The sequence below is a fragment of the Micromonospora sp. WMMD735 genome (assembly GCF_049178995.1).
Taxonomy (GTDB): domain Bacteria; phylum Actinomycetota; class Actinomycetes; order Mycobacteriales; family Micromonosporaceae; genus Micromonospora; species Micromonospora wenchangensis.
The window spans coordinates 2,094,778-2,120,219 of the sequence record NZ_JBMHMJ010000002.1; the positions used below are offsets into that span (position 1 = coordinate 2,094,778).

Sequence of the window (25,442 nt, forward strand, 5' to 3'; positions counted from 1 at the left end):
TGCCTCCACGATCGCACAGCGGGGGCCTAAAAAGTGATAGCTATCTTTTTATCATTTCACCGTCGCGAGTGTCCGTGGCCGGACGCCGTCGCCCCGACGGGCCTCCCGGCGCTCGATCCAACTCAGCAGCGGGGTCGTCATCATCGTGGTGATCAGGGCGACCAGCACCAGCACGGTGAACAGCGAGGCGTTCACGATGCCCGCCTCCAGGCCGACGTTGAGCGCGATGAGCTGCATCAGACCCCGGGCGTTCATCAACGCGCCCACCCGCAGCGCGACGCCCTGCGACTCGCCCCGCAGCCGGGCCGCCGCCCAGCAGGCACCGAACTTCCCGACGATCGCCGCCGTCACGCAGGCCGCCGCGAACAGCAGCACCGGCGGGCTGCCGAGCAGCCCGAACTCCGTCCGCAGCCCCGAATAGGTGAAGAACAGCGGCAGGAAGACCGTCGCGGCGACCGGGGTGAGGGTGTCCACCACCCGGTCGGTGTTGGCGTTGTGGGGCATCACCACGCCGACCGCGAACGCGCCGAACACCGCGTACAGCCCGATCTCGTCGGTGTACCAGGCCACCAGGAAGAGCAGGGCCACCGTGCCGAGCACCCGGGCGGAGTCGTTGAGGCCGGGACGGGTCATCAGCACGGTGGTCACCCGCCGCCCGCCCAGCCAGAGCACCAGCCCGAACAGCACCGCCCCACCGGCGGTGACCACCGCCGGCCCGGCCCGGCCGGAGGCGAACGCCAGCACCACGGCCAGCATGATCCACGCGGCCATGTCGTCGATCGCGCCGCTGGCCAGCGACAGCGTGCCGTGCCGGGTGCCGGCGTGCCCGCGTTCGGTGATGATCCGGGCCAGCATCGGGAAGGCGGTGATGGCCAACGCCACCCCGACGAACGCCGCCGAGACCCCGATCGACGTCCCGTCGGCCCGCATCGGCACGGCGTCCGCGGTGACCAGGACCAGCCCCACCCCCAGGACCAGCGGCGCGGTCACCCCGGCCAGCGACACCAGCCCGGCGGTGCCGACCAGGCCGGTCACCCGGTGGGCGCTGAAGGCGTACCCGGCCTGGAACATGAACAGCACCAGGCCCACCTGGCCCACCACGTACAGCACCGGCAGCAGCGCGGTCGGGAACAGGGCGTCCTTCACGTCCGGCAGCACGAAGCCGAGCAGCGACGGGCCCAACAGCACACCGGCGAGCATCTCGCTGACCACGGCGGGTTGCCCCACCTTGCCGAGCAGCCAGGCCACCGCCTTACAGAAGATCAGGATCACCGCGACCGCGATGAAGAACCGTGGAGCCAACTGCGTGGGGGTCACCGGACCGCCTCCTCGAAGTAGGTGGTGCACAACCGTTGTCGCCGGGCGTCGACCACCATCCAGGCGCCGAACACCAGTTGCCGGACGCTGCGACCCACGTCGGCCCAGCGGTCCCGCCACCGCATCGCGGCCAGCCGCAGCCGCCCCGGGCCGGCCACCCCGACCGGGGTCAGGTACGCCGGGCCCCGGCTGGGCAGCGACCGGCTGTGCGCGGCCGAGGACGCCAGGGCGTACCGGCGCAGCACCTCCCGGGTCGCGGCGCGCAACATCACCGGCGCCACCCCGCGCGCCGGGCAGGCCCGGTTCGCGGTGACGCCGTACGGGATGAACCGGGCGTCACGGCGACGCAGCGTGCGCCACCGGTCCGGGTCGAACCGCTCGTCGCCGGCCGGCCCGCTGCGCTGGAACGCCAGGTAGTTGAAGAGCAGCACCGACCCGGCGGGCAGGGTGACCCCGGAGGGCAACCCGATCGGCGCGGAGGTGATCCGGTGCGCGACGCCGAAAAGCGGGTGCACCCGCAGCGTCTCGTCGACCACCCGGTCCAACGCGTCGTCGTCGTCCAGGCCCCGCTGCAGGTCCGGCCGGGCGGCCAGGGCCAGCAGCACGTGCGCCATCGCCTCGGACATCTGCACCACCGCCGTGGTGCCGAACGCGCCGTGCAGGTACCAGGCCGTCTCCTCGGTGGTGAACGGCGGTGGCAACGTCACCGGGCAGGTGCCCGCCTCGAGACGCCCCCGCAGGTAGCGGGTCAACGGGTCCCGCCGGTCCAGGTGCCGCAGGCCGGTGCACTTGAGGGCGGCGACCACGTCGGTGGCGTTGGCGACGTACAGCGCCCGGACCTGCGGCGGGCACACCTCACCGAAGATCAGCTCGTGGAAGACCTCCGCCCACACCGGCATCATCAGGTCCCGCAACCGGACGTGGACCCGCCCGGCCGGCAGCTCGTCGAGCACCCGCCGGGTGGCGGCGGTGGCGAGCGCGTCGACGCGCTGCGGTCGCAGCGCGAGCACCTGCCGGGTCACCCCCGCCACCGCCCGGTACCGCTCCCCGGGCTCCAGGTGCTCCTGGTGCATGTGCGGGCCGGGCGACAGCCAGTACCAGAACAGGTCGGACAGGCCGGCGCCCCGGCTGCGCCCGTCGGCCGCCGGGTCGGCGTACAGCCGCTCGAAGTGCTCGACGTCGACGAGCGGACCGGGCACCGGGATGCCCTCCTCGCCGTTGACCCGGGCGAACACCCACTGCCGCAGCCGCACCACCGCCGGGGGCAGCCACCGGGGCAGGGTCCAGCCGACCACCGCCACGAGCAGCACGCCGCACAGCACCGGCGCGCTCACGCCGGGGCTCCCACGGTGACCAGGTCGGCACTCAGGTCGCCCGGCCGCGCGACGCCCACCAGCGCCAACGCCCGGTCGAGGTCGGCGCGCAACAGGTCGAGCACGTGCCGCACCCCGGCCGCGCCGCCCGCCGCCAGCCCCCACAGCACCGGGCGGCCGACCAGCACGGCCGTCGCCCCCAGCGCCAACGCGACAAGGACGTCGACCCCGCGCCGCAGCCCGCCGTCGACCAGCACCGGCAGCCGCCCGCCGACGGCCGCCACGACGGCCGGCAACGCGTCCAGGGTGGCCGTCACCCCGTCGAGTTGCCGGCCGCCGTGGTTGGAGACCACCACCCCGTCCACCCCGTGCTCGACGGCCAGCCGGGCGTCCTCGGGGTGCAACACCCCCTTGAGCAGGATGGGCACCGTGGTGAGCCGACGCAGCACGGCGACCAGCTCCCAGCTCGCCCGGGCGTTCATCTCGACGTCCCGGACCCGGCCGTTCGCGTCACGCATGTTCTCGCAGACCATGCCGGGTGGCAGGTCGACGAATCCGTGCCGCAGGTCGCGCTCGCGCCGACCGAACACGGGCGAGTCGACCGTGACGACCAGGGCCCGGCAGCCGGCGGCCACCGCCCGCCGGACCACGGTGGTGGTGAACTCCACGTCGGTGTGCGGATAGAGCTGGAACCACAGCGTCCCGCCGGCCGCCGCGATCTGCTCGACCGGCCGGGTGGCCGCCATGCTCACCACCATGACCGTGCCGGCCTCGGCGGCGGCGCGGGCGGTGGCCAGCTCGCCGTCGGGGTGGGCCAGCCGGTGGAACGCGGTCGGCGCGACCAGCACCGGCATCGAGACCTCGTTGCCGAGCAGCGAGATCCGCAGGTCCCGGTCGCCGGTGGCGCGCAGCACCCGGGGCAGCAGGAAGCGCCGGGCGAAGGCCGCCTCGTTGGCCCGCAGGCTCCGTTCGTCGCCCGCCCCGCCCGCGAAGAAGTCCCAGTGCACCGGGTCGAGGCGGCGGCGGGCGGCGGCGGCCACGTCCGCCAGGTTCAGCGCCACCTCGTCGAGGGCCGGCACGTCAGTCCCCGGCCCCGCGCAGGCACCTGTCGACGAAGGCGACGAGCGGCGTCACGTGCACCTGTGGCCGGTCCCACCGGTTCTCCAGGTTCTCCGCCAGGTGGTGGGTCGCGACGACCCGGCCGTCCCGGTGGTGGCGCACGACCGGGTGCAGGTACGCCGCGTCGTGGGCCTGACCGACGACGTCCTGCGCGACCCGTTTCACCGTCACGTCGAACGGGTCCACCTGGTCGTGCTCCGGGCCGTACTCCAGGGTGACCACGAACGCGTCGGAGTAGTCGTGGTCGGCGGTGCGCAGGCCGGTCTCGGTGAAGTAGTCCACCGGCACCTCCTCGTGGTAGCGCGCGTCGGCGTCGGCGACGGTCACCACGTCGGCGAGGACGTCGAACTGCTGCCACAGCGCGGAGGTGCGGTTGACCCGGGCGATGATCGCGTCGGCGATCGACGCCCCGGTCGCGTCCAGCTTCTCCGCCGGCCACGGCGTGTCCCCGTACCGGCGTTCGAGGATCCGGTGCAGGGCCCGCACGGCGTACCGGAAACCGTGGATGAACCCGTTGGTCGAGCGCTTGAAGTCCCGCTGCTGGGTGATGGTGCCGGCGAAGAACAGGTCGGGCACGTTCACCGACTCCCACTGCGCGGTCTGGGCCGGGAAGCGGTCCCGGATCGCCAGTTCCGGCCGGCACGACTCGTCGAAGATCGACGCGTCGAAGGCGAACCCGGTGCAGACGAGCACCCGGTCGTAGCGCAGCTCCTTGGTCACCTCGTCGGCGCGGGAGAACGCGAACGTCACCGTGTAGCCGTCGGCGTCGCGGGTGATCCGCCGGACGGTGCCGTCCAGGATCGCGTTGGCCGACTTGAGCTGGTAGGTGTCGAGGAAGTTGTTGTTCACCGCCCGCAGGTGCCCGACGTAGTGGGTGCGCCAGGCCATCCGCACCGAGCTGGGCCCGGCCAGGTGGATCAGGGTGGTGGTCTCCATCAGGCTGTCCGCCGTCTCGAACGCGGAGTTGCCCTTGCCGATGATCAGCACCTTCTGGTCGAGGTAGTCGCGCGGGTCGACGGGCATGTCCGCGTACTGCTCCGCCAGCTCCAGCCCGGGAATGTCCGGCAGGTACGGCCGGGACACGCCGGTGGCGACGACCACCCGCCGGGCCCGGAAGGTCTCCCCCGCGTGCACCTCGAAAACCCCGTCCACCTTGGACACGGAGGTGACCCGCGCGCCGTAGCGCACCTTCACCCCGGTCGTCGCGGCGAAGTCGGCCAGGTAGCGGACCATCTGGTCGGCGTCCGGGAAGTACCGTTCGGTGTACCTGGTGAACCGCAGCGCCGGATCGTCGCTGAGCAGCGAGTTCCAGTCCAGCCGCAGGTTGAACTCCGGATCGTCGGAGCCGGTGTGCGGCTTGTTGATGGAGATCAGTTGCCGGTGCCGGGGGTAGGTGGCGAAGAACGCGCCCGGGATGTCCGCGCCCTCCAGCACCAGGTAGTCGCGCCGGCCGTCGGCCTCGAGCAGGGCGGCCAGTTGCAGGCCGGCGGGGCCGGCTCCGATGATCAGACAGTCGAGGGTCACGACGGGCCATCCAGGGTGAGAGGGGTCAACGGGAGTTCCAGTGCGTCCATCACGTCGGCGGCCCGCCGGACGTCGCCGTCGAGCGGCCGGTCCGGGTCGATCGGGGGGATCGCCGCGACCAGCGCCGCCAGCACCCGGGCGCAGCCCGGAGCGGTGGGCGTCCGGGCCCCCACGTACGCGGCCTGACGCAGCCCCAGCGCCAACGAGCCGACGATCAGCCGCAGCAGCCCGGCCTGGTCGAAGACCCGCAGGGCGGCCTGGGTGCCGAGCGGGATGACGTCCTGGTTGTGCAGGTTGGTCGGCAGGCTCTGCATGCTCGCCGGCATGGTGTCCCGGCGGATCTCGGCGATCAGCGCGGTGGAGGCCAGCTGCACCCCCTGCAGCCCGTGCTGCTGACCCGGGCCGGCGGCCAGCATCGGCGGCAGGCCACCGTTGCGGTGCGGGTCGACGAGCAGGTCGAGTTGCCGTTCGGCGAGGTTGCCGACCTGCGCCACCACCATCGACAGCAGGTCGGCGGCGAACGCGGCCGGCTGGCCGAAGAAGTTGCCGCCGTGCACCACGAGGTCGTCGTCGGGGAAGAACAGCGGGTTGTCGCTGACGCTGCCCAGGTCGGCGGTGACCACCCCGTCGATGTGGCGCAGCGCGTCCTCGGCCGCGCCGAGCAGCTGCGGCGCGCACCGGATGCTGTACGGCTCCTGCAACGGACGCCTGCCCGACGCGACCAGACCCGCGCCGACCTGCCGCATCCGCGCGCCCACGTCGATCGCGCCCGGGTGCCCGTACGCGCGCAGCAGCCGGGCGTCGAGGAACTGCGGGTCGCAGCCGAGCAGGTCGGCCAGCAGGCAGGTGAGCACCTGCGCCGCCCGGTGCGCGGCACGTACGGCCGACAACGCCAGCGCCGTCGCCGCGGTGGTCAGCGAGGTGCCGTTGACCAGGGCCAGGGCGTCCCGTCCGTCCAGCGGCAGCGGGGTCAGGCCGGCCTTCTCCAGCGCCTGCGCGGCCGGCAGGCGTACCCCGTCGAGGTAGGCGTGGCCGCGACCGCGCAGCGCCTGGGCCGCCGCGCCCAGCGGGATCAGGTCCCCGCTCGCGCCCACCGAACCCCACCTCGGCACGGCGGGCACGAAGGTGGTCCCGAGCATCGCCGCCAACGCGTCGACGACGTGCGGCGACACCCCGGACGCGCCCCGGGCCAGCGACCAGGCCCGGACCAGCACGGTCGCCCGGACGATCTCGGGGGCGAGATCCGGGCCGTGGCCCGCGCCGAGGTGGGCGAGGGTGTTGTCGGCCTGGTCGCGCAGGTCGGCGCGGCCGGCGTACCCGACGAGGGCGCCGAAGCCGGTGGTGCTGCCGTACACCGCGCGGTCCTCGCCGAGCACCGCGGACAGGAAGGTGCGGGTGCGGGTGACCCGGTCGCGGACCTGAGTGCCGACCACGACCCGGACCGGGTCGCGGGCGGCGCTCAGGTCGGCGATCCGCAGCGGTGCCGCGAGATCAACCTCTGTCGTCATGCGACCGGACCCTAGAGAGCGATTCTCAGAACGCTTTGAAATCGGGCCGATACGGTGCGCCGCATGACGCTCGACTACCTGATCATCGGAGCCGGGCCGGCCGGGCTCCAACTCGCCGCCCTGCTGGAGCGCGACGGCCGCGACCATCTGGTGCTGGAGGCCGGGCCGGCGCCGGGCACGTTCTTCGGCCGCTACCCGCGGCACCGCCAGTTGATCTCCATCAACAAGGTCTGGACCGGGTCCGACGATCCGGAGTTCAACCTGCGCTCCGACTGGAACTCGCTGCTCACCGACGATCCGGCGCTGCTGTTCCGCAACTTCAGCCGGCGCTACTTCCCCCACGCCGACGACATGGTGCGCTATCTCGCCGCCTTCGCGCAGGGGCTGCGGGTCCGCTACGACACCCGGGTCACCCGGATCGCCCGCGACGGTGACCTGTTCACCGTTCAGACCGGCGACGACACCCTGACCGCCCGCCGGGTCGTCGTGGCCACCGGCGTCTCGAAGCTCTACGTCCCGCCGATCGAGGGCGTCGAACTCGCCGAACGCTACGACACCGTCAGCGTCGACCCGGACGACTTCACCAACCAGCGGGTCCTGATCATCGGCAAGGGCAACTCGGCCTTCGAGACCGCCGACGCCCTGGTCGAGACCGCCGCCGTCATCCACGTCGCCGGACCGCACTCGATCCGGCTGGCCTGGCAGACGCACTACGTCGGGCACCTGCGCGCGGTGAACAACAACTTCCTCGACACCTACCAGCTCAAGTCGCAGAACGCGGTCCTGGACGGCACCGTCGAGCGGATCGCCCGCCGCGACGACGGCGGTTACCGCATCGACTTCCGGTACGCCCGCACCCGCGAGTCGCTGCGGCAGATCGACTACGACCGGATCATCCTGTGCACCGGCTTCCGGTTCGACGCGGACATCTTCGACCCGTCGGCCCGGCCCCGGCTGGTCATCAACGACCGCTTCCCCGAGCAGACCTCCGGCTTCGAGTCGGTGAACGTGCCCGGCCTGTTCTTCGCCGGCACCCTCACCCAGCAACGCGACTTCAAGCGCTCCACCAACGGCTTCATCCACGGTTTCCGGTACGGCGTACGCGCCCTGCACCGGATGCTCGACGCCCGGTACCACGGCACGCCCTGGCCGGCCACCACACTGGACGCCACCCCGGAGGCGATCACCGACGCGATCATCGCCCGGATCAACCGCACCTCCGCGCTGTGGCAGCAGTTCACCGTCCTCGGCGACGTCGTCGTGATCGCCGACGGTGTCGCGCGCTACCACGAGGAGGTGCCGGTGGCCCACCTGCACGACGGCGGCCTGGGGCCCGAGCCGTTCGCGGTGGTGACCACCCTGGAGTACGGCCCGGACCACGACCAGGTCGACCCGTTCGACATCACCGTCCCCCGGATCGCCGAGAACGACGCCGAACGCGCCCACGACGCCAGCTACCTGCACCCCGTCGTCCGGGTGCACCGGGGCGGGCAGGTCGTCGCCACCCACCACCTCGCCGAGAACCTGGAGAACAACTGGGACCTGCCCGGCGTGCACCAGCAGCCCCTGGCGCTGTTCCTCAAGGGCGTCCTGTCCGATGCCGGCTGAGCACCACCACGACGGCCGTGGCGCGGCGGACGCCGACCATCGCGCCACGGGGCCCGGCCGGTACGGCGGGCACGACCGGACCGGTCGCGGGTCGGCGGACCGCGACCGGTCCGGGACCGCCGCCGGTGGTGAGCTGTGGCCGCAGCCCGTGCTGCGGCTGCTCACCACCGGTGGCGACCGGCCGGTCTTCGAGGACGGCGACCGGATCGTCGGCGCGGCCGAGCTGGCGGACCTGGTCCGGCGGATCGCCAGCGGGCTGCGGGCCGCCGACATCGGGCCCGGACGGGCGGTGGCGTTGCGGATCGGGGTCACCCCGGAGGCGCTCGCCGGTGTCCTCGCCGCGTTCACCGTCGGCGCGCGGGTGTCCGGCATCCGGCCCGAGCTGACCCCGGCGCAACTCGACCGGCTACTCGCCAGCGACGACGCGTTGCTCGTCGACGACGCCCGGCTCGCCACGCTGGCGGGGACCACCGACGACGGCAGCCCGCTGGTCGCCGCCGGCCGGCCCGGCGACGTCGCCCGAATCACCTGGACCAGCGGCAGCACCGGCCATCCCAAGGGCTGCGCCCAGACGTACGCGGCGATGGGCGCGGCCTGGGCGGCCCACCCCGACCGGTGGCCACCGGCGATCGCCGAACTCGCCCCCCGGCTGGGGCGCTACCTGGTCTTCGGCTCGCTGAGCAGCCAGGTGATGCTGGAGTACGGCATCCTCACCCTGGCCGCCGGGGGCACCCTGGTCGCCGCCCGCCCGCCCGGGTTCCCCGGCATGATCACCCGGCACCGGGCCACCGCGAGCGTGATCACCGTCGGCAAGCTGCACCAGCTCGTCCGGGACCAGCGCGCCGACCCGGTCGACCTGGGCAGCCTGCGGGCGCTCGTGGTCTCCGGTTCCCCGCTCACCGCGTCCCGGCTCGCCGAGGCGCTCGACGTGCTCGGCCCGGTCGTCTTCCACGGCTACGGGCAGACCGAGACCGGGATGATCGCGATGGTCACCCCGGCCGAGCTGCTGGCCGACCCGCGCCGGCTCGCCTCGGTCGGGCGCGCCCCGGCGGTGGTCGACCTGTCCGTGCGGGACGCCGACGGCCGGCCGGCGACCGAGGGTGAACTGTTCGTCCGGACCCCGGCGCAGGCCGGCTCCTACTGGGGCGACCCGGCCGAGACCGCCGAGGTGTTCACCGACGGCTGGGTGCGCACCCGCGACCTGGCCCGGTTGGACGCCGACGGCTACCTGCACCTGTACGGCCGGGCCCGGGACGTGATCATCGTCAACGCCAACCTGGTGTACGCCGGTCCGATCGAGCGGGTGCTCGCCACCGACCCCGCCGTCGCCGAGGCGTACGTGGTCAGCCGCCCCGACGACGTCACCGGCGAGGCGGTGCACGCGTACGTGGTGCCGGCCGGCGGCTGCCCGCTGGACGTCGACCGGCTGCGCGCCCGGGTCGCGGCGGCCCTGGGCGCGGCCGCCGTCCCGACGACCGTCGAGGTGATCGCCGGGGTGCCGGTGGGGCCGAGCGGCAAGCCGGACAAGCGCGCCCTGGGCGTGGGTGCCGGTTCCTGAGCGGCGGCTACCGCTTCCGCGCGACGAGCAGGTACTCGTGCCCCCGGTTGTTGACCATCGGGTCCCCCTCGGTGACCGGGCGCGGATAGAGGTGGATGCGCTCGTCGCCGAGGGTCAGGTGACCGCCGAGCACCCGGCCGACGTCCCACGCCAGCGGCACGAACCGGTCGCCGACCCGCCGGTTCTGCACCGCGACGACCGCGTACGCGCCCCGCTTGAGCACCCGGGCCAACGCGTGGAAGGCGTGGTCGAGGGCGGTCAGGTAGGCGGAGTAGTCGCGCAGCGCGTAGAACTGGCCGTCGACCGGGGAGTCGGTGTCGAGCGCGGTGCCGAAGTAGGGCAGGTCGGTGACGAGGAAGTCGACGCTGCGGTCGGGCACCGGGGGCCGGCGGGCGTCACCGCAGATCATCACCTGGCCGGGGTACGCCTCCAGACGGCGCGCCGCCTGCTTGGCCCGGTCCGGGGAGATCTCCAGGCCGATGCCGCGCCGGCCGGTGACCGAGGCCGCGACGAGGCTGGTCCCCCATCCGGCGAACGGGTCGAGCACCAGGTCCCCCGGCCGACTGAACTCGGTGACCAGGGGCGCGATCTGACTCACCCAGCCGCACTGGCCGGCGGCTGCCGGTGGCGCGTGCCGTGGATCGTCGCCGGTGAGGACCACCCAGCTGGCAACACCCATCAGTGACTCTCCCTGACTCGTACGGGGCCGGCGGCGCGACCGTCGGAGGAACCGGCGGCGGGCGCGTCGCCGGGCGGGTCGGCGACGGACGCGCCGCCGGGGGGATCAGCGGCGGAGGGACCGCCGGGTGGGTCGGCGACGGGCGCGCCGCCGTACGGGCCGGGGGCGGTGTCCCCGGACGGCGGCGGGGTCGGCCCGTCGGTCGTCTGCGGCGCGGCCGGCGCCCGGACCGCCGCCGGGGGCAGGTGGGGTTCGAGGCGCAGCACGCCGAGGGCCGACACCACCACTCCGGCCGCCAGCACGAGCCACATGCCGGTCGGCGACAGCGACAGCAGCGCGGTCAGCACCGCCGGCGCCAACGCGGCCGGCACCGCCCAGGACAGCTGGTAGACGGCGAGGTGCCGGCCCCGGGTCTGCTCGGGGGCCGCGTTGACCACCAGCGCGGACGCGGTCGCCCCGTGCAGGAGTTCCCCGACGGTGAACAGTGCGGTCGCGGCGAACACGCCGGCCAGCAGCACCGCGCCGCCGGCCGTCGCGCCGAGCACCGCGAACGACACGAACGACAGCCCGAACACGCCGGCCCCGGCCGCCACGGCCCGGGACCGGCGGAACCGGGTCAACGCCCGGGTGACCGGGATCTGCGCCACCGCGATGCCGATGGTGTTCACCGCGTAGAGCGCGCCGACGAGCGAGGCCGGCTGCCCCAGGTGCAGCGTCACGTAGACGGGCAGGCTCACCGCCAGCACCATGTAGCCGAACGCGGTCGGCACGTTGAGCAGGGTGAGGGCGAGGAACGGACGGTTGCGGGCCACCAGCCGGTAGCCCCGACCCTGCGTCGTACGGGGGGTTCCGCCGGACCGGCGGTGCACGGGGATCGCCCGGATCAGCCCGGCCGCGACGGTGAAGGCGACCGCGCTGGTCAGCACGATCACGGTGAACGCCCGGTCGGCCCGCACCGTGAGCGCCGCCCCGGCCAGCAGACCACCCGCGCCGAGCCCGGCGTTGCGCAGGCTCCGTTGCGCGGCGATCAGCTTGTCCCGGGCGCTGCCGCTGGCGATCTCCGCGACCAGCGAGTGCACCGACGGGGAGAACGACACGTCACCGAACGCCACCACCAGCACGGCCAGGAACAGCGGCCCCGCCGAGTCGACCAGGGGATAGCAGGCGAAGGCGGCGGCGCGCAGCAGGTAGCCGCCCACCACCACGGCCCGTGCGCCGAACCGGTCGACGAGCACCCCGGTCAGCGGGTTGGCGATCAGGCCGAGCACCGCCGCCGCGCTGACGATCGCGCCGACCCGTCCCACGGACAGGCCGGTGCTGTGCTGGAAGTAGATCAGCGACAGCGGCAGGTACATGCCGCTGCCGGTGGCGTCGATCACCATCGCCGCCATGTAGCGGGCCTGGACTCCCCGGCCGGTCACGACGCCTCCCCGATCTGGATCTGCGCGGCGACCCGGTCGCCGAGCCGGCGTAGCCGCGCCTCGCACTCGACCCGGGTCGGTGCGGCGGCGACGGCGGCGGTGAGGAAGTCGGCCGAGCCGGCGGCCGGCGGGATCACCTGCCCGGGTCGGGCCCAGCACCAGAACCGGCGGACCCACGGCTCGGTCGGCGGGCTGGGCACCGTGCGGACCAGCCCGGGACGTTTCATCATCAGCATCTGGCCGGACATGCTGCGCGGACGCGGGCGGGCGTCGCCGGTGAGCCGGTCCAGCGCCGGTACGGGCAGCCCCAACTGGGTCCGCAGCTCCGCCTCCGCCAGGTTGACGCCGAACATCACCTCGAACACCTCGCGGATCTTCGCCCCGCCGCTGCGGCAGGCGATCTCGCAGAGCACCAGCCGGTCGTCGGGGGTGTGGAACACCTCCGCGTGGAAGGCGTGGTCGGTGAGCGCACCGGGTGAGCGGGTGAGGGCGGCCAGCACCCGGTCGACGAGGTCGAGCAGCCGGCCGGTGAGCGGGTCGTCCGGGTCGAGGGTGACGTCGATGCGCGGGCCGGGGTCGCTGCCGAACGAGGCGAGGTCGTACTGGTACTGCGACGGCCAGGCCAGCACGGTGCGGCCGGCCCGGACGAACCCGTCGACGTGGCACATCCGGCCGGGCACGAACCGCTCGACGAGCAGGTCGTCGCGGTCGCCGTCGCGGTACAGCTCGTCCAGATGGGCGGGCAGCTCCCCGGCGGAGCGCACGATGCGCAACCCGACGGAGTTGTAGCCGGCCCGCTGCTTGAGCACCACCGGGTACCCGTGGTCGGCCGCGAAGGCCCGTACCTGCCCGGCCGTGGTCGCCAGGGTGTGCGGGGCCACCTCGATGCCGGCGGCCACCGCCCGCTGCTTCATCAGCAGCTTGTCGCGGAACGGCCGGATGTCGGCGGGCCGGGGGCCCGGCAGCCCGAAGCGTGCCCGCAGCTCGGCGGCGAGTTCCAGGTCCGCCTCGTGCAGGGCGACGACGTGCCGGGGCCGGTGGTGGGCGGCGAGCGCGGTGGCGCGGGCCGCCACGTCCCGGTCGTAGTGGTCGAGCACCTCCAGGTGGGCCAGGCCGAGGGTGTCGGTCGGGATCTGCTCGCCGAAGGACTCGATCTTGTCGCGGGCGGCGAGCAGCACCGCCGGCTGGTCGTGGTCGGCCAGCCAGTCCCGGTACGGGAACGGCTCCAGCGGATTGCGGTGCAGGATCAGCACGCTCACCTACCCCACCGCCCCGGTCAGCTGGTGCACCTCGGCGACCCGGGCCAGGTGCTCGGCACCCCGGTCGTCGCGGATGCGGATGCGGATGAACTCGTCGACGAGCCGCGCACCCCGCTGCGCGGCGACGACGACGGTGGGGCCGGTGACGGCGACCAGGCCGAGCCGGTCCCAGTTGTCCCGCAGCGGGCGCACCTCGTCGCCGGGCCGGGCACTGATCCGCACCGCCAGGACGTCGGGCTGACGGGCCGCCTCCTGCACCCCCTCGACGGACAGCACCCGACCGGGTGGGCCGACGACGGCACGCACACAGCCCGCACCCCGCGGCGCGGGGCTGTCCGGCAACGGGTCGACCAGGCGGAACGGCCAGCCGACGGCGAGCCGGTCCAGGTCGATGCCGTACACGGCGCGGACCAGTTCGGGGATGGCGTCGCCGCCGTAGCGGTGGTGGCCCTCGATGATGCGGGCCCGGGTGCCGCTGAGGCGGACCTCGGTGTGGCAGGGGCCGTCGGTGAAGCCCAGGTGGTCGAGGAAGGTGCCGACGCACTCGCCGACCCGGTCCCAGGCGTCCTCGGTCAACCGGGCCGGCACGGCGTGGCCGAGTTCGGCGAAGTGGCCCGGGTCGGTCATCTTCTCGGTGATCGTGACGACCACGTGCCGGCCGGCGAAGCTGAACGTCTCGACGCTGAACTCCCGGCCGTGGACGTACTCCTCCATCAGGAAGTCGTCGAGCACCAGCAGGGTCGACACCCGGTCGGTGCGGGTCCCCCGCAACCGGCACACCTGCTCCCACACGGCCTCGTGGCCGGACGGGTCGTCGACCCGGAACACCCCGATGCTGGCGGTGGCGGCGGTCGGCTTCACCACGAACGGGTACCCGTGCCGCAGACCGAAGGCGCGCAGGTCGTCGAAGTCGCGCAGGGGTGCCGCCGCGACCGCCTCGGCGTCGCGGCTGACCAGGTGGCGGCGCATGGCGAGCTTGTCCCGGAACCGGCGGGACACCGGGTAGCTGGTGCCGTCGAGGCCGAGCAGGTCACGGGCACGGGCCGCGATGTCCAGGCCCGGCTCGGTCAGCGAGACCACCTGGTCGATGCGCCACCGCTGGTGCAGCCGGGTCACGACCGGCGCGGTCAGCGTCCAGTCGGTGTAGTCCAGCACCTCCACGACGTCGGCCACCTGCCGCTGCCGTTCGGTGATCTTGGTGGGGTGCTGGAGCAGGAGCACCCGCAGACCGAGTTCCTTCGCCGCGACGGCGGTGTCGTCGACGCCACCGACGAGTAGCAGTGTCCGCACGGGACCGTCCCCTCCGAATCTCCGGCGTCTCACGGACGCTCCGACCACATGCTCAGGTAGCGCTCCCCGGTGTCGGGGAGGATGACGACGATCCGCTTGTCGACGCTGTCGCGCCGACGGGCCACCCGCAGCGCCACGTGGGTCGCCGCCCCGGAGGACACCCCGGCGAGGACCCCGACGCGGCGGGCCAGCCAGCTGCTCGTGTCCGCCGCCTCCTCGTCGGTGACGGTGACGACCTCGTCGATCAGGCTCAGATCGGTGGTGGGGGCGACGAACCCGCCGTTGAAACCGGGGATGGCGTGGGTGCCGGCCGTACCCCCGGACAGCAACGGCGAACCCGCCGGCTCCACCGCGACCGCCCGCAGCGCGGGGTTGCGCTCCTTGAGGTAGCCGGCGGTGCCGCTGAGCGTGCCGCCGGTGCCGACCCCGCAGACCAGGACGTCGACCCGGCCGCCGGTGTCGGTCCAGATCTCCGGGCCGGTGGTCTCCCGGTGGGCCCGGGGATTGTCGTCGTTGTCGTGCTGCCGGACGAACCACGCGCCCGGCGTCATCGCGCAGATCTCCTCGGCCTTGTCGACCGCGCCCTGGTAACGCGCCTCGCGGGGGGTCAGCACCACGTCGGCGCCGAACCGGCGCAGCAGGCCGATCCGCTCCGGGGTGGCGTTGTCCGGCAGCACGATGATGCAGCGGTACCCGCGCGCCGCGCACAGGGCGGCCAACGCGATGCCGGTGTTGCCCGACGTCGCCTCCACCACGACGCCGCCGGGGCGCAGCCGCCCGTCGGCCTCCGCCGCGCGGAGCATGTAGAGCGCCGCGCGGTCCTTCACGCTGGCCGCCGGGTTCGCGCACTCCAGCTTCGCCAGCACCTCGGCACCGGGTGCCCGGTGCGCGACGGGCAGGCGCAGCAGGGGTGTGTTGCCGACGAGGTCGTCGATGCCGTCGGCGATGCTGGGTAACGGTCTCGGTGCGAGGGTACGGGTCGGCTGCGCCATGGCGGTCTCCACCTCCTACAGGGGCCGGGACGTCAGTAGTTGGGCACCTTGCGCAGCAGGTGCTGCCGTTCGACGATCTCCGGCTGGTAGACCTGCGCCTGCCAGCGCTGCTCCTCCACCGGTTCCAGGGCGATGGACACCACGTTCGGGCTGCACCCGAAGGCGCTGGTGACCGCCTCGGTCAGCTCGTCGACGAGCTGCTGCTCGGTGTCCCGGTGCAGGTCGACCGGGAAAAACTTGATGTTGATGTGCGGCATCGGATCCTCCTCGGGGGTACGGCTGGTCAACGGGGTGCGGGGTGCGGTGGGGTCGCGGCGGCCACGGCGGCGGCGAGGCGGGTGACCACCCGACCGGCGGGCTCCGGCCGGGCGGACCGGTAGCCCGTGCCGGCCCAGAGCGCCATGTGCTCGGCGTCGCCGCGTGCCGCCGCCGCCACGCGCAACGGTTTGGTCAGGTGGTGGACCTGCGGGTAGGCGGCGGGGGCCAGCGCGTCGAAGGAGTCGACGAACCGGTTGCGCAGCCCCCGCGCCGGCCGGCCCGAGAAGGCCCGGGTGACGACGGTGCCGGGCCGGCCGGGCTCGGTCAGCGCGGCCCGGTGCGCCGGATGGGTGCCGGCCTGCGGGGTCAGCAGCAGCGCGGTGCCGACCTGCACCGCCGACGCGCCGGCCGCGACCACCGCGTCGACCTGAGCCGGGTCGGTGATCCCCCCGGCGGCGATCAGCGGCACCGCGACGGCCCGCCGGACCGTGCCGACCAGTTCGGCCGTGCCCGGCTGCGGGTCGGGACGGCGTTCGGGGGTGAAGCTCGCCCGGTGCCCGCCGGCGTCGGCGCTCTGCACGCAGAGCGCGTCGGCCCCGGCCGCGACGGCCACCCGCGCCTCCGCGACGTCGGTGACCGTGACGACGACCTGTGACCCGGCGGCGTGCAGCCGGTCGACGACCGCCCGGGACGGGCAGCCGAAGGTGAAGCTGACCACCGGCACCCGCGCGGCCAGCACCACCTCGATCTTGTCGGCGAAGTGGTCGGTGTCCCGCTCGGGCGGTTCGGGCAGGGTCACCCCCCGGTGGGTCGCCTCGGGCAGCAACGCCTGCCGGAACCGGGCGACGGCGGCCCGGTCCACCGGCCGGGACTCCGGCACGAAGACGTTGACCCCGAACGGTGCGGTGGTGCTGCGGCGGACCTGGTCGATGTCGGCCGCCAGGTCCGCCGGGCGCAGATAGCCGGCGGCCAGGAAACCGAGCCCCCCGGCGTCGCCGACGGCCGCGACGAGGGCGGGTGTGCTGACTCCCCCCGCCATCGGCGCACCGAGGACCGGACGCGCCAGGGGGCCCGGCCCGCTCACGGCCGCCGGCCCTCGGTCGTGAGGGCCGACCGCGCGCCGACCGTCCGGTGGCGGTGCAGGACCCGGTCCACCAGCAGGTCGGCGGCACCGACGTAGCCGGCCGGGTCGAGCAGGGTGGCGACCTCGGCCGGATCGAGGACGGCGGTGACCCGGGGGTCGGCCGCCACCAGGTCGCGCAGCGGCTGCCCGGTCTGCACCGCCCGGCCGGTCAGGGTGGTCAGCAGTTCCTTCGCCACCGCCTTGCCGAGCAGTGGGGCGAGCCGCACGGCCAACCGTTCCGAGGCCATGAACTCCCCGGCGAGGTCGAGGTTGGCGCGCATCCGGTCGGGGAACACCGTCAGCCCCGCGGCCAGCTCGGCCGCCGCGTCGGCGGCCCCACCGGCCAGCCGCAACGCCTCCCGGAACGGCTGCCACTCGGCGTGCCAGGCCCCGCCGGGGCGTTCGTCCTCGGCGACGAGGCAGTGCGCGACGGTCGCGGCGAGCATCGGCAGCTGGGTGGCCGCCGCCCGGATCCGGGTCGCCAGCACCGGGTTGCGTTTGTGCGGCATCGCCGAGGACACCCCGCGTCCCGGGCCGGTCGGCTCGGCCAGCTCCCCGATCTCGGTACGCGCCATGACCTGCACGTCCGCCGCCATCGCCCCGAGCACGCCGGTGATGAGGCCCAGCACGCCCGCGACGGCGTGCAGGGGCGTCCGCACGGTGTGCCAGGGCGCGTGCGGCTCGGCCAGGGACAGTTCCTCGGCGAAGGCGTGGATCAGTTTCTCGGCGTAGCCGTCGTCGGTGTCCCCGGCCAGCCGGGCGAACTCCAGGTACGCCCCGAGGGTGCCGGCGGCCCCGCCGAGCTGCACCGGCAGCCCGTCGGCGAGCAGGGCGTGGATCGCCTGCCGGGCGTCGAGGACGCCGGAGAGCCAGGTCGCCGCCTTCAGGCCGAACGTGGTCGGCACGGCGTGCTGGGTCAGGGTCCGACCGGCAAGTGGCGTGCCCCGGTGCCGGTCGGCGAGGGTGGCCAGCGCGTCGGCGGTCGCGGCCAGGTCCGCGTCGATCACCCGCAACGCCCGCTCCGCCACCAGGATCAGCGCGGTGTCCAGGATGTCCTGGCTGGTGGAGCCGCGGTGCACGTACTCCGCGGCGGCCGGGTCCAGTGCCGTGACCAGCTCGGTGAGCGCGGCGACCACCGCGACCACCGGGTTCGCCGTCTCGGTCGCTCGGCGCGCCACCGCGTCGAGGTCGATCCGGCGGGCGTCGGCGACGGCGGTGATGGTGTCCGCGTGTTCCCCGGGCACCACCCCCAGCCGGGCCTGGGCCCGCACCAGGGCGGCCTCCGCGTCGAGCATCGCCTGCAGGACCGCCCGGTCCCGGACGGCGTTCTCGATGCCCCGGTCGGCGCTGCTGGGGCTCAGCAGCCCGTGGTCGAAGCCTTCGGTCATGTCGTCACCGCTCCCGTCGTGGTGGCCGCCTGCGCGGTGAGGGCGAGCACCGACAGGCTGATCGCGTCCGCGTCGCCGAGCATCACCGAGTTGACGCCCGGCCGCGCGCCCGCCGCGGTGGCCCAGTGTGCACCCTCCGTGGGCACCCCGAACACGAAGCGACGGGTGTGTCGCTCGCCGGCCGCCGACACCGGGTGGAACGGCCGGCCGGTCACCGCCAGCCCGCCGGTGACGTGCGGCCCGGCCTCCCGGTCGGGCACCACGTGCGGCGCGCAGGACCGGTGCGCGAGCATCCAACCGAGCAACGGATCGGCGGTACGCCGCAGGTCCACCTCCGGCAGCCGCGCCTCGATCATGGCGGTCACCACGTCCGGGCTCTCCGGCGTGCGGGGCGACTCGACGAGGAACCCGGCCTGCTCGGGACACGGCGTCACCCGCATCTCGGCCCCGACGATGCGCAGCACACCGGCGCGGATGAGCGCGGCCAGCTGCTCGACCCGGTGGGCCGGGGGGCCGATGCTGAGGAAGGCGTTCATCGGGGTGTACCAGCGGTCCAGGTGCTCGCGGTGCGAGGCGCCCCGCAGACCGCCGTGGTCGACGGCGAGGCGGACCTCGTTGCGCAGGTCACGCAGGACGTCCATGGCCGCCTTGAGCGGGCCACTGACGTTGCCCTCCTCCGCCGTGCGGGCGTCCTCGTCGAGGTAGCGCAGCATCCACTCCTGCAACGCCGCCGACCCGGTGAAGGTCTCGTCGCGGGCCGGGTCCAGCACCGCGTCCCAGTCCCACCGCTCGGTGATCCCGAAGTGCCGGCGGATCTCCTCCTCCCGCGCGTCGCCCCGGAGCACCTGGAGGTACTCGGCCTCGAACCGGCGGGCCTTGCCGCGGCAGCCGGCCCGGCGCAGCACCGCCACGTAGAAGGCGGTCTCCACCTCCTTGGCGATCAGCGGCCACAGGTCGGTCATGAAGTCCATCGCGGTGGTGTCCCGGGCCGCGCGCAGCCGCTCGACCAGTGCGACGGTGAGCACCCGCGGCTCGTGCCGCCCGTGTGCGCCCTTCTCGTTGCGGCCCCGCGCCCGGTACGGGATGCCGCGGCGGGAGCCGGCCAGCAGTTGCGGTTCCAACCCGGACGGCAGGTAGGTCAGCCGGCCGTCGTCGGCGCGGACGTAGCGGCCGGCGCGTCCCTCGGTGAGCAGCGCCAGGTAGTCGAAGAAGCAGAGCCCGAGCCCGCGCAGCAGGGTGGGCTCGCCGGGCCGCACCATCGACAGGTCCACGTCGGCCGGGTTGGCCGGCAGGATGTACGTCAACCCCCGCTCGACGGCGAACTCGGCGAGCGTCTGCTCCTGCGGGGTCGGGGTGACCGGGTAGTGGCCCTGGGCCAGCACCACCGCGTCCAGGCCGGGGAGCCGGTCGCCGGTCTGCAACTGCACGCACTGCTTGCCGTCGGACTCGTCCCACAGCGCGACGGCGACCGTGGCGTGGGCGCGGACGGTGACGTTGTCCGGCGCGGTACCGACCACCCGCCGGTAGACCCAGGCCAGGTAGTGGCCGAACAGCCGGCGGGTGGAGTAGGTGTCGGGTCCCACCGCGCGCAGTTCCTCGGCGACGTCGGCCGGGAACTGGCCGAGGTCGCCCATCAGCACCTGGAACCGGGCCCACTCGTAGAGGCTGGGGCCCTCGCGGAGCAGGCCGGCCAGCTCCACGGTCGAGTCGGGGAACACGGTCACCTGGGAGGCCACGGTGTTCATCAGCAGCCGGTCGGACTGGTCGGCCCGCCACACCCGGCCCGCCCCCGGCGGGTACGGGTCGACGACGTCGACGCGTACCGGCCGGTCGGGGTCGGCGGCGGCGTTGCTGACCAGGCGCTCCAGCACGCAGAGCCCACGCGGCCCCATGCCGACGATGCACACCGACAGCGGATCACTGGTAGACATCGACGTCCTCCCGGTAGCCGCCGCTGAGCAGCGCGCGCAGCGGGGCGGCGGCCTTCAGCAGCATCTCGTCGAACTCCCCCTCCGGATCGGAGTCGAGGATGATGGCCCCGCCCGCGCCGACCCGCATGCCGTCGCCGGACAGCACCGCGGTACGGATGACGATGTTGAGGTCGGCGGTGCCGTTGCAGCTCAGGAAGCCCAGCGAACCGGAGTAGATGCCCCGGGCGGTGGTCTCCAGCCCGTCGATGATCTCCAGCGTCCGCAACTTGGGCGCTCCGGTCATCGAGCCGCCGGGGAAGCACGCCTCGACGCAGTCGACGGCGGTGGCCTCGGCCCGCAGCCGGCCCCGGATGGTCGAGACGAGCTGGTGCACGCTCGCGTACGACTCGGTCTGCATCAGCTTGGGCACGGTGACGCTGCCGACCTCGCACACCCGGCCGAGGTCGTTGCGGAGCAGGTCGACGATCATCAGGTTCTCGGCGCGGGTCTTGTCGCTGGTGGTCAGCTCGTCGCGCAGTGCCGCGTCGACCGTCGGGTCGGGGTGCCGGGGCGCGGTGCCCTTGATCGGCTTGGTCTCGACCACCCGGTCGGCGGTCAGCCGCAGGAAGCGCTCCGGGGAGGAGCAGGCCACCTCGATGTCGCCCAGCCGCAGGTAGGCCGAGTAGGGCGCCGGGTTGTACCGGCGCATGGCCCGGTAGAAGGCGAACCCGTCGCGGGGGCGCGGCAGGCGCAGCCCGTTGGTCAGGCAGATCTCGTAGCTCTCCCCGGCGAACAGTTCCTGCTTGCAGGCGGCGATGTCGGCCAGGTACTGCTCCCGGTCCCGCTCCAGCGACGCGACCAGCGAGCTGGTGTCGACCGGCGGCGGGGTGAGCGGGGTGACCGGTCCCGCCTCGGGGATGGCGGTGAGCTGCTCGGCGACGGCCTCGACCCAGTCCCGCGCCGCGTCGTCGCTGCCCTCGCTGCCGTCGGAGAGCGCCACCAGGTAGGTCTGCCGGTCCCGGTGGTCGACCGCGACGAACCGGTCGGCGAAGATCCAGTACGCGTCCGGGGTGTCGGCGCGGTGTGGCCCGGCAGCGCCCAGGTCGCCCTTCAGCTCGTAGCCGAAGTAGCCCACGTAGCCGCAGGTCAGGTCGGTGGGCAGGGCCGACGAGTCGAGGTGGATGCCGGCCAGCCGCTGCTGGAGGTAGGACAGGATGGTGCCGGGCACCCGGGTCGGGGCGCCGGCCGCCGTGGCGACCTCGACCGCGCCGGTGCCGACGTCGTAGCGGACCACCTCGGACAGCGGCCCGGAGGCGTCGCCGAGGTAGGAGAAGCGGGACAGTCCCTCCTCGACCCGGGCGCTGTCCAGCCAGAAGGCGTGGGTCGAGTCCCGGAACAGCCTGGTGAACGCCTGCTCGGCGTCGGTCTCCCAGCCGAGGGTGCGCACGTGCAGTTGGTGCGTCGGCGCGGCGATGGGCGGCGGGGCGGCCACCTGGATGCTCTCCCGGGCCTGGTGGGCCCGGGTCAGGTCGCGGAAGTTGCCGAGCAGGGTCTGCCCGTACTCGGTGCAGATCGACTCGGGGTGGAACTGGAGCCCCCACATCGGCCGGTCGACGTGCCGCAGCCCCATGATCACCCCGTCCTCGGCCCAGGCGGTGGCGACCAGTTCCGGGGGCAGGTCCGACACGCACAGCGAGTGGTACCGCACGGCGGTGAAGTGCTGCGGGATGCCGGCGAACAGGCCGTCACCGTCGTGCGTGATCGACGCCAGGTGCCCGTGGCGGGGCACGGGGGCGGAGTGCACGGCCGCGCCGTGCCCCGAGGCGATGCCCTGGTGGCCCAGGCAGACGCCGAGCACCGGCACCGGGGACTCCGCGATGACCTGTGCGGAGAAGCCGAAGTCCTTCTCCCGGTCGGGTCGGCCGGGTCCGGGCGAGATGACCACGTTGTCGAACCGGCGCAGATCCAGGGTGGCCACGGCCGGGTCGTCGTGGCGGACGACGGTGGGCTCGACGCCGTTGACCACGGCGATGAGCTGGAACAGGTTGTAGGTGTAGGAGTCGTAGTTGTCGACCAGCAGGGTACGCACTGATGCCTCCTCCGCTCGGGTCACGAGGTGTGTGGGGACTGTGGTGGTGTTCAGCGGTGCATAGCGGTGACGAGCGCGTCGACGACCGCGTCGGCCTGCTCGTGGTTCAGCCGCGGGTCGCACAGCGACCGGTAGGCGCGACCGAGCTGGCTCTCGTCGACCACGCCCGCGCCGACGCACTCGGTGACGTCGTCCGCGGCGATCTCCAGGTGCAGACCCGCCGGCTCCCGGCCCTGGCTGCGCAGCACCTCGACGAAGGTGGTCAACTCGTCCACGATGGTGTCCAGGTGGCGGGTCTTCACCCCACCGGCACCGCGGACGGTGTTGCCGTGCATGGCGTCGCACATCCAGGCGACCGGGTGCCCGGCGTCGGCCACCGCCCGGACCAGCGACGGCAGGTGGTCGGCGATCTTGCGGTGGCCCATCCGGCTGATCAGGGTGAGCCGGCCGGGCCGGCGGTGCGGGTCGAGCAGGGCGCAGATCCGCAGCACCTCGTCGACCGTGGCGCCGGGGCCGACCTTGACCGCGACCGGGTTGCCCAGTCCCGCCAGGAAGTTCAGGTGGGCGCCGTCCACCGCGCGGGTGCGCTCACCCACCCAGGGCAGGTGCGTCGAGCGTAGGAACCACTCGCCGCTGGCCTCGTCGAGGCGGGTCAGTGCCTGCTCGTACTCGAGGATCAGCACCTCGTGGCTGGTCCGTACGCCACCACCGGCCGCCGACAGCTCCGCCACCACCTGTCGGGCGGTGTAGTAGCAGGACAGCAGCCGGTACGGGTCGGCCTGGCGGGCGGCGGCGGTGGCTTCCGGCTCGTTGACCATCAGCCCGCGGAACACCGGCAGCAGGTGGCCGTCGACCGCTTCGAAGGGCTCCGAGCGGGGCTTGGCGAACTGGCCGGCGAGCCGCCCCACGCCGATGGTCGGGCGGCGCAGCTCGCGGGCCAGGCGCTCGCCGAGGGCCGTGATGGCCCGGTGTTTGGCCCGTGCCGAGGTGGTGGCGGCCATGCCGAGCGGCTCGGCGCAGTCGCCGGCCTGAAGCACGAACGCCTCACCCGCGCTGGCGCGGGCGATGTCCTCCCTCAGCCGCCTGATCTCCGCGACCTCGGTCAGCGCGGGCAGGCCGGACAGGTAGTCGGCGACAGCGTCGAGCTCGTCCCGGTCCGGCCAGGTCGGCTGCTGCGCGATGGGCAGCGTCCGCCAACCGGCGGGGCTCCAGCTGTCGGTGGTGGGCGCCTCGGGGCGCCGTACGAGAAGCTGTGGCGATGGCATAAGTCTCTCCCCCTGTATTCTTCGGGGCGGCCCGGTCACCGAAGAAGGCGCCGCGATCCGGTACGGACCGTATAGGCGCAAGAGACGATCGGCACAGGGCCATGTACGCCATCTCGCTAGTACCACTGGGATTGGCACCTGACTATTTGGCTACATGGACCTTTGGCCCGGCGGGAACGACTTATACGCTCTTCCTCAATGCAGCCCGGCCGTTCGAATGCGAACGACCGGTGAACTGCTCCACAACCGTCGTCAGGCGGGTCACGCCGGAGAGGATCTTCTCCGGTGGGGTGGCCGCGTAACCGAGGACCAGGCCCCGTCCGATCCCCTCGAGTTCGTCGCCGAACGACGAGAGTGGATAGACCCGCAACCGTGCCTCCCGACCGAGCCGGGCCAGGCGTTGTTCGTCGGCGGTGTCGGGCAGGCTGGCGACCAGATGGGTGCCCCGTGGGGCGGTGTCGATCGTGACGAACCCGCCCAGCCGGCCACGCAACGCGCCGACGAGAATGTCGCCGCGTTCCCGGTAGACGTCGCGCATTCGGCGTACGTGCCGGGCGAGGTGATTCGCCTCGATGAACTCCGCGAGCGCCGCCTGGGTGAGGATGTTGAGTGAGTTGACCGTCGCCCGCTGCACCTCGGTGACGATGTCGACCAGATCCGGGGGGACCACCAGATAGGCCAGGCACAACCCGGGGAAGAGCACCTTGCTGAAGGTCCCGACATAGATGACGCGCCCGTCCTCGTCGCCCTGGTGCAGCGGCGGGCCGGGATTCTCCGCCCAGAACTCGCCGTCGTAGTCGTCCTCGATGATCCAGGCGTCGTTGTCGCGGGCCCAGGCGAGCACCTCGGCCCGACGGGCGGCGGACATCCGCACCGACAGGGGGAACTGGTTGTTGGGCGTCACCACCGCCATCCGCGCGTCCGGGTGACGGGCCTTGCCCACCGCTACGCACATGCCCTCGGCGTCGACCGGGACGGGGCAGGTGTCCGCGCCGGCGGAGTGCAGGGCGCCCCGGATGGCCTGCAGGCCCGGGTCCTCGACGAGCACCTTCTCCCCCGGTTCCAGCAGGGTCAGGGCCATCACGTGCACGGCGATCTGGGCGCTCGGCTGGATGATCACCTGTTCCGGGGTGCACCGGACGCCCCGCATCAGCCCCAGCATGGCCGCGATGCCCTTGCGCAGCGGCCAGTAGCCGGCCGGGTCGCGGTGCGTGTAGAGGGCGCTGGTGAGCTGGTGCGACTTGCTGAACATGATCTGGCCCCAGACCTTCGACGGGAAGAGGTCCAGGGCTGGCATGCCGAGGGTGAACGGCCGGTCCGGGTAGCGCAGCTGGTCGTGCGCCGGGGTGAAGTAGGCCGACGCCTCGGCCATCCGGCGGGCGGCCCGGGTGATCCGCAGGGGGGCCTTGGTCGCCGGGCGGGGCAGTTGGGACTCCATCTCCCGCACGCTCTGCCGGGTGGCCACCCGGGTGCCGGACCCCACCCGGCCGTCGAGGTAGCCCTCGGCGAGCAGCCGGTCGTAGGCCACCAGCACGGTGTTGCGGGAAACCCCCAACTCCTTGGCCAGGGTGCGGGTGGCCGGCAGTCGGGTGCCCGGGGTGAGTTGACCCGCCTCGATGCTCCACCGTAACTGTTCGTACAACTGTTGGTAGAGCGGCGCCGTTGAATGACGGTCGATGAGGAAACCGCTTCCCGGCAGCGCGGGAGACTCACGTGGCATGCATTTGTCCTTGCCCGATCGGGCGCGGCCGGGATTACCTGTGGGCCCGGCCGCGCTGACGATCCATCTCCCGACCGAGGCGGCTCAAGAAACGGAAATGA

At 73.5% G+C, this 25,442-nt stretch carries 19 protein-coding genes; 2 read left to right on the top strand and 17 right to left on the bottom strand.

What is annotated here, in order from left to right:
* Nucleotides 1-51: 51 nt before the first annotated feature.
* From ACN268_RS09090 to ACN268_RS09110, 5 genes are read right to left on the bottom strand one after another with little or no spacing between them, the layout of a single operon-like run.
* Complete coding sequence (locus ACN268_RS09090; protein WP_421482692.1) at nucleotides 52-1,317, bottom strand: cation:proton antiporter; 1,266 nt, start codon at nucleotides 1,315-1,317, stop codon at nucleotides 52-54.
* Nucleotides 1,314-2,651 (bottom strand): cytochrome P450, encoded by a 1,338-nt coding sequence (locus tag ACN268_RS09095; protein WP_421482693.1) that lies wholly within the window; start codon nucleotides 2,649-2,651, stop codon nucleotides 1,314-1,316. Before ACN268_RS09095 ends, ACN268_RS09090 begins: the two co-directional genes overlap by 4 nt.
* A complete protein-coding gene (locus ACN268_RS09100) occupies nucleotides 2,648-3,709 on the bottom strand; it encodes an alpha-hydroxy acid oxidase (RefSeq protein WP_421482694.1) in 1,062 nt (353 codons plus the stop codon). The genes ACN268_RS09095 and ACN268_RS09100 overlap by 4 nt, the downstream gene beginning before the upstream one ends.
* Before the next feature lies 1 nt (nucleotide 3,710).
* A complete protein-coding gene (locus ACN268_RS09105) occupies nucleotides 3,711-5,273 on the bottom strand; it encodes an FAD-dependent oxidoreductase (RefSeq protein ID WP_421482695.1) in 1,563 nt (520 codons plus the stop codon).
* Complete coding sequence (locus ACN268_RS09110; RefSeq protein ID WP_421482696.1) at nucleotides 5,270-6,781, bottom strand: aromatic amino acid ammonia-lyase; 1,512 nt, start codon at nucleotides 6,779-6,781, stop codon at nucleotides 5,270-5,272. Before ACN268_RS09110 ends, ACN268_RS09105 begins: the two co-directional genes overlap by 4 nt.
* A gap of 63 nt (nucleotides 6,782-6,844) precedes the next feature.
* Here ACN268_RS09110 and ACN268_RS09115 point away from each other — a divergent pair, with 63 nt between their 5' ends.
* Both ACN268_RS09115 and ACN268_RS09120 read left to right on the top strand, forming a co-directional pair.
* A complete protein-coding gene (locus ACN268_RS09115; RefSeq protein WP_421482697.1) occupies nucleotides 6,845-8,389 on the top strand; it encodes an NAD(P)-binding domain-containing protein in 1,545 nt (514 codons plus the stop codon).
* Complete coding sequence (locus tag ACN268_RS09120) at nucleotides 8,379-9,947, top strand: class I adenylate-forming enzyme family protein (RefSeq protein WP_421482698.1); 1,569 nt, start codon at nucleotides 8,379-8,381, stop codon at nucleotides 9,945-9,947. The genes ACN268_RS09115 and ACN268_RS09120 overlap by 11 nt, the downstream gene beginning before the upstream one ends.
* Before the next feature lie 7 nt (nucleotides 9,948-9,954).
* Here ACN268_RS09120 and ACN268_RS09125 read toward each other — a convergent pair whose 3' ends face one another.
* The 12 genes from ACN268_RS09125 to ACN268_RS09180 form a co-directional block, all read right to left on the bottom strand.
* Complete coding sequence (locus ACN268_RS09125) at nucleotides 9,955-10,626, bottom strand: TRM11 family SAM-dependent methyltransferase (RefSeq protein WP_421482699.1); 672 nt, start codon at nucleotides 10,624-10,626, stop codon at nucleotides 9,955-9,957.
* A complete protein-coding gene (locus tag ACN268_RS09130; RefSeq protein ID WP_421482700.1) occupies nucleotides 10,626-12,047 on the bottom strand; it encodes an MFS transporter in 1,422 nt (473 codons plus the stop codon). Before ACN268_RS09130 ends, ACN268_RS09125 begins: the two co-directional genes overlap by 1 nt.
* On the bottom strand, nucleotides 12,044-13,306 hold the full coding sequence (locus ACN268_RS09135; RefSeq protein ID WP_421482701.1) for an ATP-grasp domain-containing protein: 1,263 nt from the start codon (nucleotides 13,304-13,306) through the stop codon (nucleotides 12,044-12,046). Before ACN268_RS09135 ends, ACN268_RS09130 begins: the two co-directional genes overlap by 4 nt.
* Nucleotides 13,307-14,596, bottom strand: coding sequence for an ATP-grasp domain-containing protein (locus ACN268_RS09140; RefSeq protein WP_421482702.1), 1,290 nt, complete (start codon nucleotides 14,594-14,596; stop codon nucleotides 13,307-13,309).
* Between the two features lie 29 nt (nucleotides 14,597-14,625).
* Nucleotides 14,626-15,588, bottom strand: coding sequence for a cysteine synthase A (gene cysK, locus ACN268_RS09145; RefSeq protein ID WP_421482703.1), 963 nt, complete (start codon nucleotides 15,586-15,588; stop codon nucleotides 14,626-14,628).
* A gap of 32 nt (nucleotides 15,589-15,620) precedes the next feature.
* Entirely contained in the window at nucleotides 15,621-15,845 is a 225-nt protein-coding gene (locus ACN268_RS09150; protein ID WP_421482704.1) for a tautomerase family protein, read from the bottom strand.
* Between the two features lie 26 nt (nucleotides 15,846-15,871).
* On the bottom strand, nucleotides 15,872-16,930 hold the full coding sequence (locus tag ACN268_RS09155) for a nitronate monooxygenase (protein ID WP_421482705.1): 1,059 nt from the start codon (nucleotides 16,928-16,930) through the stop codon (nucleotides 15,872-15,874).
* A complete protein-coding gene (pcaB, locus tag ACN268_RS09160; protein ID WP_421482706.1) occupies nucleotides 16,927-18,357 on the bottom strand; it encodes a 3-carboxy-cis,cis-muconate cycloisomerase in 1,431 nt (476 codons plus the stop codon). Before pcaB ends, ACN268_RS09155 begins: the two co-directional genes overlap by 4 nt.
* The gene (locus tag ACN268_RS09165) at nucleotides 18,354-20,288 is read right to left on the bottom strand and encodes an FAD/NAD(P)-binding protein (RefSeq protein WP_421482708.1); all 1,935 of its coding nucleotides are present in this window, start codon (nucleotides 20,286-20,288) and stop codon (nucleotides 18,354-18,356) included. Before ACN268_RS09165 ends, pcaB begins: the two co-directional genes overlap by 4 nt.
* Entirely contained in the window at nucleotides 20,275-22,356 is a 2,082-nt protein-coding gene (gene pabB / locus ACN268_RS09170) for an aminodeoxychorismate synthase component I (protein ID WP_421482709.1), read from the bottom strand. The genes ACN268_RS09165 and pabB overlap by 14 nt, the downstream gene beginning before the upstream one ends.
* 50 nt (nucleotides 22,357-22,406) lie before the next feature.
* Nucleotides 22,407-23,621, bottom strand: a complete 1,215-nt coding sequence (locus tag ACN268_RS09175) for a 3-deoxy-7-phosphoheptulonate synthase (protein WP_421482710.1) — start codon at nucleotides 23,619-23,621, stop codon at nucleotides 22,407-22,409.
* Between the two features lie 181 nt (nucleotides 23,622-23,802).
* Nucleotides 23,803-25,341 (bottom strand): PLP-dependent aminotransferase family protein, encoded by a 1,539-nt coding sequence (locus ACN268_RS09180; protein ID WP_421482712.1) that lies wholly within the window; start codon nucleotides 25,339-25,341, stop codon nucleotides 23,803-23,805.
* Nucleotides 25,342-25,442 lie beyond the last annotated feature (101 nt).